General features: G+C 51.9%; 16 protein-coding genes. 6 read left to right on the top strand and 10 right to left on the bottom strand.

From position 1 onward, the window contains the following. Positions 1–380: 380 nt before the first annotated feature. The 5 genes from PG062_RS06585 to guaA all read left to right on the top strand — a co-directional run bounded on the left by PG062_RS06585 (position 381) and on the right by guaA (position 6,055). Positions 381–1,079 (top strand): YveK family protein, encoded by a 699-nt coding sequence (locus tag PG062_RS06585; RefSeq protein WP_270751672.1) that lies wholly within the window; start codon positions 381–383, stop codon positions 1,077–1,079. Beyond that, positions 1,076–1,825 (top strand): CpsD/CapB family tyrosine-protein kinase, encoded by a 750-nt coding sequence (locus PG062_RS06590; protein WP_270751673.1) that lies wholly within the window; start codon positions 1,076–1,078, stop codon positions 1,823–1,825. The genes PG062_RS06585 and PG062_RS06590 overlap by 4 nt, the downstream gene beginning before the upstream one ends. Then, positions 1,825–2,580, top strand: coding sequence for a tyrosine-protein phosphatase (locus tag PG062_RS06595; RefSeq protein WP_270751675.1), 756 nt, complete (start codon positions 1,825–1,827; stop codon positions 2,578–2,580). Before PG062_RS06590 ends, PG062_RS06595 begins: the two co-directional genes overlap by 1 nt. Before the next feature lie 126 nt (positions 2,581–2,706). Beyond that, positions 2,707–4,227 (top strand): WecB/TagA/CpsF family glycosyltransferase, encoded by a 1,521-nt coding sequence (locus PG062_RS15815; RefSeq protein ID WP_333559388.1) that lies wholly within the window; start codon positions 2,707–2,709, stop codon positions 4,225–4,227. 283 nt (positions 4,228–4,510) lie between these two features. Then, positions 4,511–6,055, top strand: coding sequence for a glutamine-hydrolyzing GMP synthase (guaA, locus tag PG062_RS06610; protein ID WP_113999490.1), 1,545 nt, complete (start codon positions 4,511–4,513; stop codon positions 6,053–6,055). A gap of 260 nt (positions 6,056–6,315) precedes the next feature. Here the strand turns inward: guaA and PG062_RS15970 are convergent, their stop codons facing one another. Further along, a complete protein-coding gene (locus PG062_RS15970; protein ID WP_456298751.1) occupies positions 6,316–6,471 on the bottom strand; it encodes a hypothetical protein in 156 nt (51 codons plus the stop codon). A gap of 29 nt (positions 6,472–6,500) precedes the next feature. On the opposite strand from PG062_RS15970, the gene PG062_RS06620 reads away from it, so the two are divergent. Continuing rightward, on the top strand, positions 6,501–6,791 hold the full coding sequence (locus tag PG062_RS06620) for a hypothetical protein (RefSeq protein WP_270751852.1): 291 nt from the start codon (positions 6,501–6,503) through the stop codon (positions 6,789–6,791). Positions 6,792–7,291: 500 nt separating this feature from the next. Here the strand turns inward: PG062_RS06620 and atpC are convergent, their stop codons facing one another. The 9 genes from atpC to PG062_RS06665 form a co-directional block, all read right to left on the bottom strand. Further along, the gene (atpC, locus tag PG062_RS06625; RefSeq protein WP_113999488.1) at positions 7,292–7,705 is read right to left on the bottom strand and encodes an ATP synthase F1 subunit epsilon; all 414 of its coding nucleotides are present in this window, start codon (positions 7,703–7,705) and stop codon (positions 7,292–7,294) included. Positions 7,706–7,717: 12 nt separating this feature from the next. Further along, complete coding sequence (gene atpD, locus PG062_RS06630; RefSeq protein ID WP_113999487.1) at positions 7,718–9,112, bottom strand: F0F1 ATP synthase subunit beta; 1,395 nt, start codon at positions 9,110–9,112, stop codon at positions 7,718–7,720. A gap of 153 nt (positions 9,113–9,265) precedes the next feature. Further along, positions 9,266–10,108 carry an ATP synthase F1 subunit gamma gene (gene atpG, locus PG062_RS06635; RefSeq protein ID WP_333559389.1) on the bottom strand — a complete coding sequence of 281 codons (843 nt, stop codon included), beginning with the start codon at positions 10,106–10,108 and terminating at the stop codon, positions 9,266–9,268. Between the two features lie 42 nt (positions 10,109–10,150). After that, on the bottom strand, positions 10,151–11,674 hold the full coding sequence (gene atpA, locus PG062_RS06640; protein WP_113999485.1) for a F0F1 ATP synthase subunit alpha: 1,524 nt from the start codon (positions 11,672–11,674) through the stop codon (positions 10,151–10,153). A 57-nt stretch (positions 11,675–11,731) separates the two neighbouring features. Further along, entirely contained in the window at positions 11,732–12,265 is a 534-nt protein-coding gene (atpH, locus tag PG062_RS06645) for an ATP synthase F1 subunit delta (protein WP_270751677.1), read from the bottom strand. Beyond that, positions 12,262–12,768, bottom strand: coding sequence for a F0F1 ATP synthase subunit B (gene atpF / locus PG062_RS06650; protein ID WP_113999483.1), 507 nt, complete (start codon positions 12,766–12,768; stop codon positions 12,262–12,264). Before atpF ends, atpH begins: the two co-directional genes overlap by 4 nt. Positions 12,769–12,805: 37 nt before the next feature. Further along, positions 12,806–13,045 carry an ATP synthase F0 subunit C gene (gene atpE / locus PG062_RS06655; RefSeq protein ID WP_270751678.1) on the bottom strand — a complete coding sequence of 80 codons (240 nt, stop codon included), beginning with the start codon at positions 13,043–13,045 and terminating at the stop codon, positions 12,806–12,808. A gap of 34 nt (positions 13,046–13,079) precedes the next feature. Continuing rightward, positions 13,080–13,943 (bottom strand): FoF1 ATP synthase subunit A, encoded by an 864-nt coding sequence (locus PG062_RS06660; RefSeq protein WP_270751679.1) that lies wholly within the window; start codon positions 13,941–13,943, stop codon positions 13,080–13,082. After that, complete coding sequence (locus PG062_RS06665; protein WP_113999480.1) at positions 13,940–14,356, bottom strand: ATP synthase subunit I; 417 nt, start codon at positions 14,354–14,356, stop codon at positions 13,940–13,942. The genes PG062_RS06660 and PG062_RS06665 overlap by 4 nt, the downstream gene beginning before the upstream one ends. Positions 14,357–14,361: the final 5 nt, after the last annotated feature.

Below are 14,361 nucleotides of genomic sequence, written 5' to 3' on the forward strand. Positions count from 1 at the left end.
CATATGCTTGCACAGGAGCAAACAACGGGAAAAATAAGAGCAATTTATACATCAATGGTAAAAAATGTTTTGAGAAATTGTTATCACTTGTGGAAGGGATGCAAACAAAATTGTGTATTTTGCTAAAAATCAAGACATTTCGATGTACGGTTGAAACACACCTGAATTTGTGCTAAAATCGTGTTAGCTATCTGTGGCCAAATTGCCGTAAAGCACAACTACTTTACATAAACATGCGTGCTAAGATTTTGCATGTGGGGCAGCTGCGGGCCCCAATTGTAAGAGTGGTGCTTTGCGTCAAAAAGCCGACCGAAGCGGCAGACCTGGCCAACCATCTTTGACTGGAAAACAGGAATTAAGAGATTAGAGAGGTGCCTTTTGTGGATAATGAAGAAAATGAAGTAATTGACCTAACAGAAATTTTAAGTGCGGTTCGCCAGCATCTTCTTAAACTGATTTTTGTAACTTTGGCTGCTGCGCTGGTTGGCTTTACGGCGTCTAAGTTTTTGATGACCCCAAAGTATGATTCTTCTGCCCTGATGATTGTCAATACCCGGCAGGATGTCAACGCCAATGTTACCAGTGACCAGATCAATTCTGCAACCAAGCTGGTTTCTACTTACAGCATTATTATCAAGAGTGATACGGTTCTGCAGCAGGTTATTGATAACCTGGGCCTGAACCTGACTTATGCTCAGCTGAACAAGCGCGTTACCGTAGCAGCTGTGGACGATACCCAGGTTATGAAGATCACTGTGCAGAGCGACAGCCCGGAATGGGCACGGCAGGTGTGTGAACAGATCATTACAGTGGCTCCGGATGTGATCAAGGAGGCTGTTGAAGCGGGTTCCGTCAAAGTGATCTCCAATGCTTCTTTGGCAACGGAGCCGGTTTCCCCCAACATTAAGAAGAACACGATGTTGGCCGCAGCGGTTGGTTTTGTTCTGGTGATTGGTATTATTGTGCTGCAGGTTTTGCTGGACAATAAGATCAACACGGAGGAAGATGTTACCAAGTATCTGGATATGACTGTTCTGGGCGTGATCCCGCAGTATGATCAGGGAGGTAAAAAGGAATGAGTAAAAAGCGTGAACATCATAAGCTGTTTATGGTTGGCTCAGATGCACCGTTCCAGTTTACAGAAGCTTACAAGTCTCTGCGAACCAACCTGGAGTTCCTTGCCGCAACCAGCGATTGCAAGACTATCCTGATTACCTCCTCTGTCCCCGGCGAAGGGAAGAGCAACGTCGCAGTAAACCTTGCGATTACCCTGGCAGACAGTGGCAAGCGTGTGGTGCTGGTTGACTGCGATATGCGTAAGTCTACCATCTCCCGCTACCTGCATATTCCGCGTGATCATATCGGCATTACCAACACCATTACGGGCAAGGACCGTACCCAACTGGCCAATGCACTGGTCAACTTCAAAGACCTGGGCATTGTGGTGCTACCTGTTGGCACCATCCCCCCGAACCCATCGGAATTGTTGGCAACGAAGGCGATGGAAAATACCTTTGAGGCCCTGAAGCAGGTATACGATTATATCATTGTAGATACGCCGCCGGTTTCTGTTGTTACCGATGCTGCAGTATTGTGCAAGTATGTGGATGGGGCATTGCTGGTTGTACGCCCGGGTGTTACCACCATTGAAGGTGCCCAGCTGAGCAAGAAAAACCTGGAAGCTGTGAATGCCCGCGTCCTTGGCGTAGTAATGAACGGATACGATGTTAAAAAAGCCGGTAAGAAAGATGGCTACTACTATTCTTATTCTTACGGGTACAGCAATGACGACGCAGCTGGAAAGAAGAGCCGGAGTAAGGCATAATGAGTTCGCAACTGGTTGATCTCCATTGTCATATTTTGCCTGGCATTGATGACGGTGCCAAAAACCTGGATGTTTCCATGTCCTTGATCCAGAAAGAAATGGAAGACGGGGTTGTTGGCATTGTGTTCACACCGCACTTCCATTATGAGCGCATTACGCTGGATGCTTTTGTGCAGCAGCGCAAAATGGCTTATCGCAGCGTTGTGGCGCAGCTGGCAGAACGCAAACTTCCCCTTGCCGTCAAATTGGGTGCAGAGGTCTATTTTACCACAGCTTTGGCCAGCCTGGATCTTTCCAAATTGGCATTTGCAGGGTCGCGGTATATCTTGATTGAATTCCCGACCAGCATCCATCCTGGTGGAATTGAGGATACCCTGTTTGCGGTGCAAAACCGTGGGTATACTCCCATTTTGGCCCATGTGGAGCGCTACCCCTATGTTACCGAGGATCCTACCCTGCTGTACCGCTGGGTCAGCTCCGGCGCATTGGCGCAGATCAATGCTTCGGGTTTGGTACGCGGTGGACATACGGCCAAATGGCTGCACAAACTGCTGGATTGGAACTTAGTTCATCTGATGTGTTCTGACTGCCATTCTGTTACAACCCGCCCGCCAAACCTGAAAGACGGGATGGCACAGATAAGCAGTTCAACGGCAAAACTTTTACAGAAAAATGCCATTGATGTCTACCTGAACAAAGAAATTTCCATCAAAGAACCAATTGAGCCAAAATTCCGCTTTGGACGCTGGGTATAATAGGCTTGCAAGTTACGGTTTGCTGCCCTACTATATTCCGGGGCCATCATGCGTGGCAGAAAGCCCGTTTCACATGCCGCAAAGGGAACGGTCTTTCTTCGTGCTTTTGCGGCTTATAATTGTATCATGAACCATTCTACATCAAAAATACTGCATATTCTGGATGCTTTTCTGGACTTTTTCCTGCTGTTGGGAACGTATGAGGTTTCCAGCCTGCTACGTATGCACAGCCCCTGGGGTGAAGCGTTCTGGTGGGTCGATGTTGCCCGCTTCCGCCCGCTGGCACTTGTATACGCAGCGGCAATCATTCTGATTTATATTGCACAGGGTGAATACCGCACTTTTAAGCGGCGCGGCTTAGTGAGAGAACTAGCAAAAGCCCTTTTGGGAAACCTGGGCGGCTTTGCGCTGGCAGCAACCATTTTGTATGTATTCCAACTTTCGCAGTTTTCCCGCCTGCTGCTTGTTTACTATTACCTGTTGTCCAGCGTGGTCATTACGATCAAGCGGTTATTGCTGCACCGGATCAGCCTTTGGTATGCAAAGCGGCGCCATATTATAGCCCGCGTTTTGCTGGTCGGCAATGGAAACCTGGCATTACGCTATTATAATGATGTTGTAAAGGGCAAGGATGTATCGGCAGAGTATGCCGGCTATGCAGCGCAGAACCCGGTAGTGGAACTGCCGAATTACCTTGGCACAGTAGCCGATCTGCATAAGATTCTGGAAAGTACCCGGATTACCCATATTGTGATTGCGGAGGAAACCCAGAACCGCAGCGAGTTGCTGCAGATCACCGCGATTGCAGAAAATTACGGCATTAAGGTTAGTGTAATTCCGGTCTATTCGGACTTTCTCTCTTCCCGCACAATGGATAATACCGTAAACGGGTTGTATGTGATCGACCTGAAAATGCAGGAAACCTGCGATATTATGGGTGTGAACATTGTGGTGACGGACATGGACAAAACCATGACGCTGCTGGAAAGCCAGCTGGAACAATGGCGTGGGAAATATATCTGCGTGGCCAATGTACATACCACCGTAACGGCGCACGAGGATGCCGAGTACCGCTATATTCAGAACCATGCGGTCATGGCGCTGCCGGACGGCGGTCCCCTTTCGCAGTTCAGCCGCAGGCAGGGGTATGCTGCGCAGCGCGTTACGGGGCCGGATTTGATGAAGCAGGTTTTGGCGGTCAGCGCAGAAAAAGGCTGGCGGCACTATTTTTATGGCTCTACCCCGGAAACGTTGCAGTTGCTGCGCAAAAAGGTGGAAGAGCGCTACCCTGGTGTTGTGATTTCCGGTATGATGTCGCCACCGTTCCGCGAGATGACCCCGCAGGAGGACGCTCAGGCGGTAGCGGAAATCAACGCAACAAAGCCGGATTTTGTGTGGGTTGGCCTTGGTGCCCCCAAACAGGAACGCTGGATGGCCGCCCATGAGGATCGCGTACAAGCCTTGATGATCGGCGTTGGTGCGGCGTTTGACTATGAGGCGGGCAACATTAAGCGTGCGCCCATGTGGATGCAGAAGCACAACCTGGAATGGCTTTACCGATTGATGCAGGACCCGAAGCGCCTGTTCCACCGCTACCTGAAAACAAATGTAAAATATCTTTTGTGGACCTGGCGCAGCGGCGAATAACAGAAAAGATAAAACAATAGCAAAAATACCATGCTGTACATTGGAAGGAGGAACCGACCCCGGTTCCTTGCCCGATGTGCGGCATTTTTTATGGCTTTGGGGTGCCGACCGACACTCTGATTCTATGCAGAATAAGTGAACAGATTCCGGCTGTGCGACAAATCAGAATCGAAGAATCTCGACTTTTTTCTCAAGCCCCCTACCTATTTGCCGGGAGCTATGGTATAATATCTGTATATGCTGTTATATATGCAAATTTAGATGTTTGGGAAGGAGCTACTACATGCAGCAGGAAACTGTCATTGTGTTGGACTTCGGTGGCCAGTATAACCAGCTGATCGCCCGCCGTGTCCGTGAATGCAACGTTTATTGCGAAATTTATTCTTACCGTACTGACCTGGCCAAAATCAAGGCCAAAAATCCGAAGGGCATTATCTTTACCGGTGGTCCCAACAGCGCTTACCTGCCGGATTCCCCTACCATCGATCCCGAAATATATACTTGGGGTGTTCCGGTACTGGGCATCTGCTATGGCAGCCAGCTGATGATGCATATGCTGGGCGGTAAGGTTTGCAAGGCTCCGGAACGCGAATATGGCAAGACGGTTGTGGATCTGGATACCACCAGCCCGCTGTTTGACGGCCTGCCGAACCAGAATGTTTGCTGGATGAGCCATAATGACTATATCGAGCAGGCTGCCCCCGGCTTTGATATTATTGCCCACACCCCCAACTGCCCGGTTGCCGCTGCACAGGATGCCGCCCGCGGCCTGTACTGTGTGCAGTTCCACCCGGAAGTGCTGCATACCGAAAACGGTACTAAGATTCTGCATAACTTTGTTTACAAAGTTTGCGGCTGTGCCGGTACCTGGAAGATGGACTCCTTTGTGGAGCATAGCGTGAACGCCCTGCGCGAGAAGATCGGCAATGGCAAGGTGCTGTGCGCTCTTTCCGGTGGTGTGGATTCCAGCGTATGTGCTGCCATGCTGGCAAAGGCCATTGGTAAGCAGTTAACCTGCGTGTTTGTTGACCACGGCCTGCTGCGCAAGAACGAACGTGAGCAGGTTTGCGAAGTGTTCGGCGAGGGCGGCCAGTTCGACATCAACTTTGTCTGCGTGGACGCCCGCGAACGTTTTTACAGCAAGCTGGCCGGTGTTACCGAGCCGGAGCGCAAGCGTAAAATCATTGGCGAAGAGTTCATCCGTGTGTTTGAGGACGAGGCCAAGAAGATCGGTGCTGTAGACTTTTTGGCACAGGGCACCATCTACCCGGACGTTGTGGAAAGCGGCCTGGGCGGTGAATCTGCTACCATCAAGAGCCACCACAATGTTGGCGGCTTGCCGGATTATGTAGACTTTAAGGAAATTGTGGAGCCGCTGCGCGACCTGTTCAAGGATGAAGTCCGCCAGGCTGGCCGTGAACTGGGCTTGCCTGAATATCTGGTCGCCCGCCAGCCGTTCCCCGGCCCCGGCCTTGCCATCCGCATTATCGGCGATATCACCCAGGAAAAGGTTGCCATTGTACAGGATGCTGATGCAATCTGGCGCGAGGAAGTGGATAAGCTGCCCGCCGCTCAGCGCCCCAGCCAGTATTTTGCCGCGCTGACCAACATGCGCAGCGTTGGTGTTATGGGTGATGAGCGCACCTATGATTACGCCATCGCCCTGCGCGCTGTGACCACGACCGACTTTATGACCGCGGAAGTTACCCTGCTGCCCACCGAAACCATTACCACCGCAGCAAACCGCATCGTAAACGAAGTAAAGCATATCAACCGTGTTCTGTTCGACTATACCACCAAGCCGCCAGCAACGATCGAGTTTGAATAATTTGAAATGCTTTAAAAATCCAGTGTTTATGCGGGTTTGAGGCACTTCAAGAAGTCTTTTGATAACAATTTGATAACGGTTGCATGAGAGCTATTATTCTTGTAAGCCAGTGGTTTTGGAGTTAGAGAATGATTGACAGGTGGTTGTGCAACAAATAAATCCACATTATTTATTTAGAAATCCCTTAGCTGTGGGTAAAAACTCATAGCTAAGGGATTTTTGTCGTCTTTATTTATCTGGTTTGAGCTGGTCTTGGAACATTAGACCAGCGCGTCGCTAAGTGCCTGCGATGGTACTTTCGCCCAGATTTGCGTGGTATCAAACTCCGGGTAATGGTAACGCCACTCATCGTATTTGTCTTTACTGATTTCCTCGGAAGATAGCTTGTCAGCCTGCTCTTTCCAGGCATACAGCATTTTCCGGAGTTCGTGAGCGGTCTTTGCCTTTGGACGTATCGACTTTCAGACAGATTTCTCCGTCTGATTTACTAACAATCAGACCGTACAAATCTTCAAGGGTATGTGCTGACCAATGCGCTGCAAGCCCGCGGCGCGGCGACGGAATCCCTGATCGTCAATATCTCCCGTCAGGGCTGATCTACATTCCGTCTATGTTCATCCTTGGGGCGATCTTTCACGAAACAGGACTGATCTGGGCACAGCCTGTGGCGGATGTCTTGTCTCTGCTGTTGGCTATTGGGCTGTATTTCCGCATGTCGGGCAAAGGGAACGATTAAGTTCAAAAGGGTTTGGGACTATCCCAAAAGTCATAATTCCCGGCTAAGCCGGAGGCTTGAGTAAGCCCTAGAAGGGCTTTATACCGGCACGCATCTCAAGATGCACCGAAAAATCCTTCACTTGCATCACTTGTACCGCTGCCCACAAGTGGGCAAAACTACATTTACTGCATGCTACAGCAAATCCGACTTTTAATCACAGTTCGCTTCGCTCATTGCTGTAAATGCTAAGGCAACACCGCACAATTCCCGCCTTGCGGCTTAAGCACCGCTCCGGCAGCTGCGGCACGGCATCTGCGTTGCCAAAATGCTCGATAAGACATCCAGTATTATCTGCGCTTTTGGCTTGGCATCTGCCGCACCTCGCTCGCCGTATCGGCACTTAGAATTATGCGGTATTGCCCTAAAGCTTACAATAAAAAGTTCCTGAAACCATACAGCAACCTGCTGCGATTTCAGGAACTTTTTATTTGTGATTTATTCGGCCGGGAGCGGATCAATCAAAACTGAGCACGCGCAGCAACATTGCTGCGCACCAAAGCACGTTTCAAGCGGGCCTGGGCAAGTTCCAGCTCACGGGCATCCAGGTTTTTCTGGGCCAGCAATTCCTCGGCGCGGGCTTTGCTGCGCTCAGCACGTTCTTTGTCAATGGAATCGGCCCATTCAAAGGTGGTGGCCAGCAGGCGGCATTCGCCGCCAAACATGCTCAACATACCGCCCATACAGGCGGCGCTGCGCTGGGTGCCATCCTCCAATGTGATGTGGGCCTCCCCCATGCCAAGGGCAGTGCAATAATCGATGTGACGGGCCATCAACTGAACCTGCCCGGTGATGGTCCGGCAGGACACCGACTGTACCTGCCCATCAAAAGCAGTGCCGTCCGGCGTCATGATTTTAAGTGGGAAACTGGACATGGTCCTGCCTCCTTACTGCTGCTTGGCCTTAGCCAGAACGTCATCAATCGTACCGGCAAACAGGAAGCAGCTTTCGGGGATGGAATCACATTCGCCGTTCAAAATCATCTTGAAGCCGCGCAGGGTTTCTTTCAACGGCACATACTGGCCGGGCATACCGGTAAACTGCTCCGCAACATGGAACGACTGTGAAAGGAAACGCTGTACCTTACGGGCGCGGTTGACGGTGATCTTATCGTCCTCCGAAAGTTCATCCATGCCCATGATGGCAATGATATCCTGCAGTTCCTTATAGCGCTGTAAAACCTGCTGCACGGCGCGGGCAATCTGGTAATGCTCCTGCCCGACAACTTCCGGGGCCAGAATGCGGGAAGTAGAATCCAGCGGGTCGACAGCCGGATAAATGCCCTGAGAAGCAATATCACGGCTCAGAACCGTGGTAGCATCCAGATGGGTGAAGGTCGTGGCGGGGGCCGGGTCGGTCAAGTCGTCCGCAGGTACATAAACAGCCTGAACAGAAGTGATAGAACCCTTGCGGGTGGAAGTAATACGTTCCTGCAGTGCACCCATTTCCGTTGCCAGCGTGGGCTGATAGCCAACGGCAGAGGGCATACGACCCAGCAGTGCCGAAACTTCGGAGCCGGCCTGGGTAAAGCGGAAGATGTTATCAATGAACAGCAGAACATCCTGATGCTTGACATCGCGGAAGTACTCCGCCATGGTCAGACCGGACAGCGCCACGCGCATACGGGCTCCCGGCGGTTCATTCATCTGGCCATAGACCAGCGCAGTCTTGCTCAAAACGCCGCTTTCGGCCATTTCGCCGTAAAGATCGTTGCCCTCACGGGTGCGTTCGCCAACGCCGGTAAAAACAGAATAGCCGTTATGGGCGGTAGCGATGTTATAAATCAGTTCCTGAATCAGCACGGTTTTGCCGACACCGGCACCACCGAACAGACCGATTTTGCCGCCCTTTGCATAGGGGCAGATCAGGTCAACGACCTTGATGCCGGTTTCCAGCAGTTCAGTCGAAGATTCCTGTTCATCGAAAGCAGGGGCCGGGCGGTGGATGGGCCAATGCTCTACCCCGGTGGGGGCAGGCTGTTCATCAACCGGTTCACCCAGCAGGTTGAACACACGGCCAAGGCACGCATCGCCAACGGGAACCTTGATCGGCCCGCCGGTATCCACGGCTTCGGCACCGCGCACAAGGCCATCGGTGGCGGCCATAGCAATGCAGCGCACCACGTTATCGCCAATATGCTGGGCAACTTCTACAATCAGCGGTTTGCCGTTGTTCTGCAGTTCAATCGCATTCAGCAGTTCCGGCAGCTCGCCGTCGGCAAAGCGGATATCCAAAACAGGTCCCATGACCTGCACGACCTTACCGATGTGTTTTTCTGGCATTGCACACACTCCTTTGAGTGAATTTTTAGCGTGCTGTCGGGCTTGTTTCCGGGTGTGTCTGAAAAAACTCTCAGCACTGTTGCATCAGATATTGCCCAAAGGCATACCTGAAGGCAAAGAAATCGGATAAAATTTCGGCTTTTCTGGTGCGCCCTAGCTTTCAGCATCTGCACCGGCCACTATTTCGGTGATTTCCTGCGTGATTGCTGCCTGACGGGCGCGGTTATAATAAAGGTTCAAATGCTCGATCATTTCGCCAGCGTTCTTGGTGGCAGAGTCCATGGCGGTGCGGCGTGCACCCTGTTCACTGGCAACACTTTCACACAAAGCGCCATACACAACCCCGGCCAAGTATTCCGGGATAATGGCATCAAACACGGCGGCGCTGTCTGGCTCATAGAGCATCAGACTTTGATGCTCGTGGCCCGGCTCCGGCGGTTCGGCATCAAACGGGAGAACCGGCAGAATGATTGCAGTTTGGGTCAGCATGGAAATAAACTGGGTAAAGGCAATGCGAATTTCATCAAAAGCGCCTTCCAGAAACTTCTGGCACACAAGGCGGGAAATTTCAAAGCAGTCGCTGACCGAAATATCCCCTGCGGTGGCAAAAGAATCCGTCAGAATCCGGATCTTGTGGCGCTCAAAGTATTCCACTGCCTTTTTGCCGATGGGCAGCACACAATATTCCCGCCCTTCAGCATCCGCTTCCACGGCTTTTAAGATATTGCTGTTATAGCCGCCCGCAAGGCCGCGATCACCTGCAATTACAATGTACAGGCAACACTTTTTCTCGCATTTGGCCAGATATGGGCTATTGAACTCAGAATCCGCAGCCGCAATATCAAACAGCGTGGCATAAAGCGTTTCGAAATAGGGACGGCTGTTTTCCACCCGTTCCTTGGCGCGCCGCAGCTTGCTGGACGCTACCAGCTCCATGGCTTTGGTAATCTGCATGGTGCTTTCCACGCTTTTGATGCGCAGTTTGATTTCTTTCATGGAACCAGCCACCGGCAGCACCCCCTTTGGCGTATTTTGTGATTATCCGGCATTTTTGATAAAGTCTGCCGTGAATGCGGCGAGCACATCTTTCATCTGCTGTTCGGTATCCTGCTTCATATCGCCTGTGGTGCGGATGGCTTCCATCACACCGCCAGCGGTTACATTTTCATCAAGGTACTGATACAGCGCGCTTTCGTACGCGGCGATATCCTTTACGGCAATGTCTTTCAGGTAGCCGTGGACTGTTGCATACAAAATGGCAACCTGCTTTTCTACCGGGATTGGGCTGTTGCGGTCCTGCTTCAGGATTTCCACAATGCGCTCGCCCTGTGCCAGACGAGATTTGGTGTCGGCATCCAGGTCGGAGCCAAACTGGGCAAAGCCCTGCAGCTCGCGGTACTGGGAGTAAACCAGTTTTAAGGTACCGGCAACCTTTTTCATCGCCTTGATCTGCGCATTGCCGCCGACACGGGAAACAGAAATGCCGGGGTTGACAGCCGGGCGGATGCCGGAATGGAACAGCTCGGTTTCCAGGAAGATCTGGCCGTCGGTAATGGAGATGACGTTGGTTGGAATATAAGCGGAAACGTCACCAGCCTGCGTTTCAATAATGGGCAGAGCTGTCAGCGAGCCGCCGCCCTTTGCATCGCTCAATTTGGCGGCACGTTCCAACAAACGGCTGTGCAGGTAGAAAACATCGCCGGGGTATGCTTCGCGTCCCGGCGGACGACGAATCAGCAGCGACAGAGCACGGTAGGCAACCGCATGTTTGGAAAGGTCATCATAGATAATAAGCACATGCTTACCCTGATACATAAAGTATTCGCCCATGGCGCAGCCGGCATAAGGCGCAATATACTGCAGGGGCGAAAGCTCCGAAGCTGTGGCGCACACTACAGTGGTGTAAGCCATGGCTCCGTTTTTCTCGAGGTTTTCAACCAGAGAGGCCACAGTAGAACGCTTTTGGCCAATAGCAACATAGATGCAAAGGACATCTTTGCCTTTTTGGTTGATGATCGTATCCGTAGCAATCACGGTCTTACCGGTCTGGCGGTCGCCGATAATCAGCTCACGCTGGCCGCGGCCAATGGGAATCATTGAGTCAATGGCCTTGATGCCGGTCTGCAAAGGCTGCTTGACGGGCTGACGGTCCAGGATGCCGGGTGCCGGGGATTCAATGGCGCGATAGTCGGCAGCATCAATCGGGCCTTTGTCATCAATAGGCTGGCCCAGGGCGTTGACAACGCGGCCAATCAGAGCATCACCGACCGGAACCGACACAACTTTGCCGGTGCGGCGGATGGTACCGCCTTCTTTGATGCCGCTGTCATCGCCAAGCAAAACGATTGATACGCTGTTTTCTTCCAGATTCTGCGCCATACCATAGGTTCCGCTATCAAACTGCACCAGCTCACCGGCCATACAGTTATCAAGGCCGGCGGCGCGGGCAATGCCATCGCCTACCATCGTAACAGTACCGGTCTCCGTCTGCTCAATGGCATTCTGGTAGTATTTGATCTGGGAACGAATAATGCGGGAAATCTGTTCAGGTTCCAGTTGCACTGTTTGGTTCACCACACAATCTATAAAATGAAGGTGGAATCCGGCGGCAGGTGCAAATCAAATCACCACACCGCTGATTTCATTGCGCAGACGTTCCAACCGGCCCTGCACAGTGCCGTCCAGGCGGGTTCCGCCAAGATCCAGCCGCAGACCGCCCAGAACACTGGGGTCCACTTTTCCCGTCAGGGTAATGGTTTTGCCGGTTACACGCTGCAATTTTTCCTGCAGTCTGCTGCGGGCACTTTCGTCCAGTGCAACAGCAGATACTGCCGTAACTTCCAAAATGTTATGGTCCTGGTTGTATCGGTCACGGTAAGCTCTTGCGCAGGCAGGCAGTTCTGGCAGAATACCTGCTTCGCACAAAATCTTTAAGAAGTTGACAAGATACGGATGCGCCTGCGCAAACGCCTGATCCAGCAACACACAGCGCTCTTTTTTGGGGACACTGGGCGTCATCAACAAGCGCAGATAGCCAGGCTCCTGCATTGCGTTGACAGCAACATCCAGCTCTGCCAGAATCCGTTCGGTCAGGCCCTCTTCCGCAGCCAGTTCATACAAACTTGTGCCATAACGCTTTCCGGTTTCGGTCATGAGGCATCCCCCACATTCCGGATAAATTCATCGATCAGGGCCTTGTGGTCCGTCTCGTTGATTTCGCGCTCAACTACCTTGCCTGCAATATCAACAGCAATGCCGCCAATTTCATTTTTTAGGTCGTTGACTGCTTTCTTGCGTTCCTGTGCAATATCAGCTTCAGCAACGGCGCGCAGGGCGGCTGCTTCGGCACGGGCCTCGCCAACAATTTCTTCTTCGCGCTTCTGGGCGCGGGCGGTTGCCTCACGCAAAAGCGTATCGCGTTCATCCCGGATGCTTTGCAGGTGCTGCTGGTATTCCTGTTCCAACTCGGCAGCCTTCTGTTTGGCTGCATCCGCATCGGCGTACATGGTATCAATTTCCGCCTGGCGGTCGTCGATCATCTTTTTGACCGGTTTGAACAGGAACTTTTTGAGCACCGCAAAGGTGATCATCATATTGCAGAAAGTGAACAGCGCTGTCCACGGGTCGATGCCAACAAAGCTTTCAAAGCCCGTCACGAGCCATTCCTCCTTTCCTTTTCGGCTATCGTATCCATCAGAAGACAAACAGTAACAACAGGGCGATAACCAGCGAATAAATGCCGGTCGATTCGGTAATGGCGCAGCCAAGGATCATGTTGGTACGCAGCAGGTTTGCCATTTCCGGCTGGCGGGCCATGCCTTCCAGCGCTTTGCCAACGGCATTACCTTCGCCAACTGCAGGGCCGATAGCACCAAACCCAATTGCGATACCTGCACCGATTGCACAGGCGGCTTTTACGATTGCTGTTTCCATACGAGGTATCCTCCTAAATAAATAAAATTTTACGTTAACCTTCTTCAGGCGGCGGGCAGGCATTGCTGACATAAACCATCGTCAACAGGCTGAACACCAGGGCCTGCACCCCACCAGAAAATACATCGAAATAAAGGCTCATGATGCCGGGAATGCCGACTTCCAGATACGGCACCCCTGCCAAGCCCAGCAGGGACAAAATTCCGGTTGCGGCAAACACCGCACCAAAAATTTTGTAAGCCAACTTTTTCTTGCGCACACCCAAAACCAGCAGCGCCACACCACCCAAAAGAATCAAGATTCCGACCGCAATGCTTTTGCCAACCAGGCCCAAAAGAGCGGCGGAAGCCGTTGCCAGAGCGGAATAAACCAGGCTGGTCAGAACGTTGCCGCCCGCAATGTTGCCAAAGTGACGGAATGCCATTGAGATGGGCTGCGCGATTTCGGAAACAAGGTTCATCGGCGTCATAACGACAACCGGTTCAGTAAAGCCTTTCAGCCAACCGAGCACACCGTTTGCTTTAATAGAGCAAGCCCAGCAGATCACGCTTGTCATTAAGGCCCAGGTAACGGTGGTGGAAAGATCCGCTGTGGAAGAGCGGAAAATACCGGTCATACCGATGTAGGAACCGAAAATGGAAGACAGGAACAATGCCCCGATATAAGGTGTCCAATAGGAATTATGCTTGCCCATGGTGTCTTCTACCATGCCGTACAACATAGTAACACCTTTTTCTACCAGTACCTGGCGGCGGCTGGGACGCTTTTGCAGGTTGCTGCCCAGCACAATACCGGCAATACAAAGCAGCAACATAACCGCAAACGAAGAAACCGTTGTCTGCGTGATGGGAATTCCACCAAACAAAGGGATCGTGAAATAAATCTTAGGCCCGTTCATGGCACTGCATCACCGCCTTTGGAATCTTTGCGGAAGAATTCAATCAGCTTAATGGCAGCCTGTGCAAACAGCAGCGGCAACAATGCTGCCAGCGGATCACAAACTTTGGCATGGAACAGCAGAACATAAATGACTGCCAGAATTGCCGTGCGCACAACGCTGGAACTTTGAATGCTCATGCACGCTTTTACGGAATTATCCCCTGCCGCGGCACGGTCCAACGCGTTAGAAACGGTAATGCTTAATGCCAGAAAGTTGCCTACAGCAATCACAGTGCCCAGCAGGCCACCCAGCAATACCGCTGTGGTAAACCGCCCAACCACTGCATAGATGGCCAGCATAATGGCGGAACAACCGGCGGTTGCCAAAGCCATGCGCCCAACCTGCTGCAGAATGTCCTGATGCTTTTGCATGGATA

It is taken from the genome of Gemmiger qucibialis (assembly GCF_027689445.1).
Lineage (GTDB): Bacteria > Bacillota > Clostridia > Oscillospirales > Ruminococcaceae > Gemmiger > Gemmiger qucibialis.

What these genes read in the sequence shown, in the direction of transcription:
- atpE (WP_270751678.1), bottom strand. Translation starts at nt 13,045, where the DNA reads ATGGAAACAGCAATCGTAAAAGCCGCCTGTGCAATCGGTGCAGGTATC.
- PG062_RS06595 (WP_270751675.1), top strand. Translation starts at nt 1,825, where the DNA reads ATGAGTTCGCAACTGGTTGATCTCCATTGTCATATTTTGCCTGGCATT.
- atpG (WP_333559389.1), bottom strand. Translation starts at nt 10,108, where the DNA reads ATGAAAGAAATCAAACTGCGCATCAAAAGCGTGGAAAGCACCATGCAG.
- atpC (WP_113999488.1), bottom strand. Translation starts at nt 7,705, where the DNA reads ATGTCCAGTTTCCCACTTAAAATCATGACGCCGGACGGCACTGCTTTT.
- PG062_RS06665 (WP_113999480.1), bottom strand. Translation starts at nt 14,356, where the DNA reads ATGCAAAAGCATCAGGACATTCTGCAGCAGGTTGGGCGCATGGCTTTG.
- PG062_RS15815 (WP_333559388.1), top strand. Translation starts at nt 2,707, where the DNA reads ATGAACCATTCTACATCAAAAATACTGCATATTCTGGATGCTTTTCTG.
- PG062_RS06590 (WP_270751673.1), top strand. Translation starts at nt 1,076, where the DNA reads ATGAGTAAAAAGCGTGAACATCATAAGCTGTTTATGGTTGGCTCAGAT.
- atpH (WP_270751677.1), bottom strand. Translation starts at nt 12,265, where the DNA reads ATGACCGAAACCGGAAAGCGTTATGGCACAAGTTTGTATGAACTGGCT.
- PG062_RS15970 (WP_456298751.1), bottom strand. Translation starts at nt 6,471, where the DNA reads ATGCTGTATGCCTGGAAAGAGCAGGCTGACAAGCTATCTTCCGAGGAA.
- PG062_RS06660 (WP_270751679.1), bottom strand. Translation starts at nt 13,943, where the DNA reads ATGAACGGGCCTAAGATTTATTTCACGATCCCTTTGTTTGGTGGAATT.
- guaA (WP_113999490.1), top strand. Translation starts at nt 4,511, where the DNA reads ATGCAGCAGGAAACTGTCATTGTGTTGGACTTCGGTGGCCAGTATAAC.
- atpD (WP_113999487.1), bottom strand. Translation starts at nt 9,112, where the DNA reads ATGCCAGAAAAACACATCGGTAAGGTCGTGCAGGTCATGGGACCTGTT.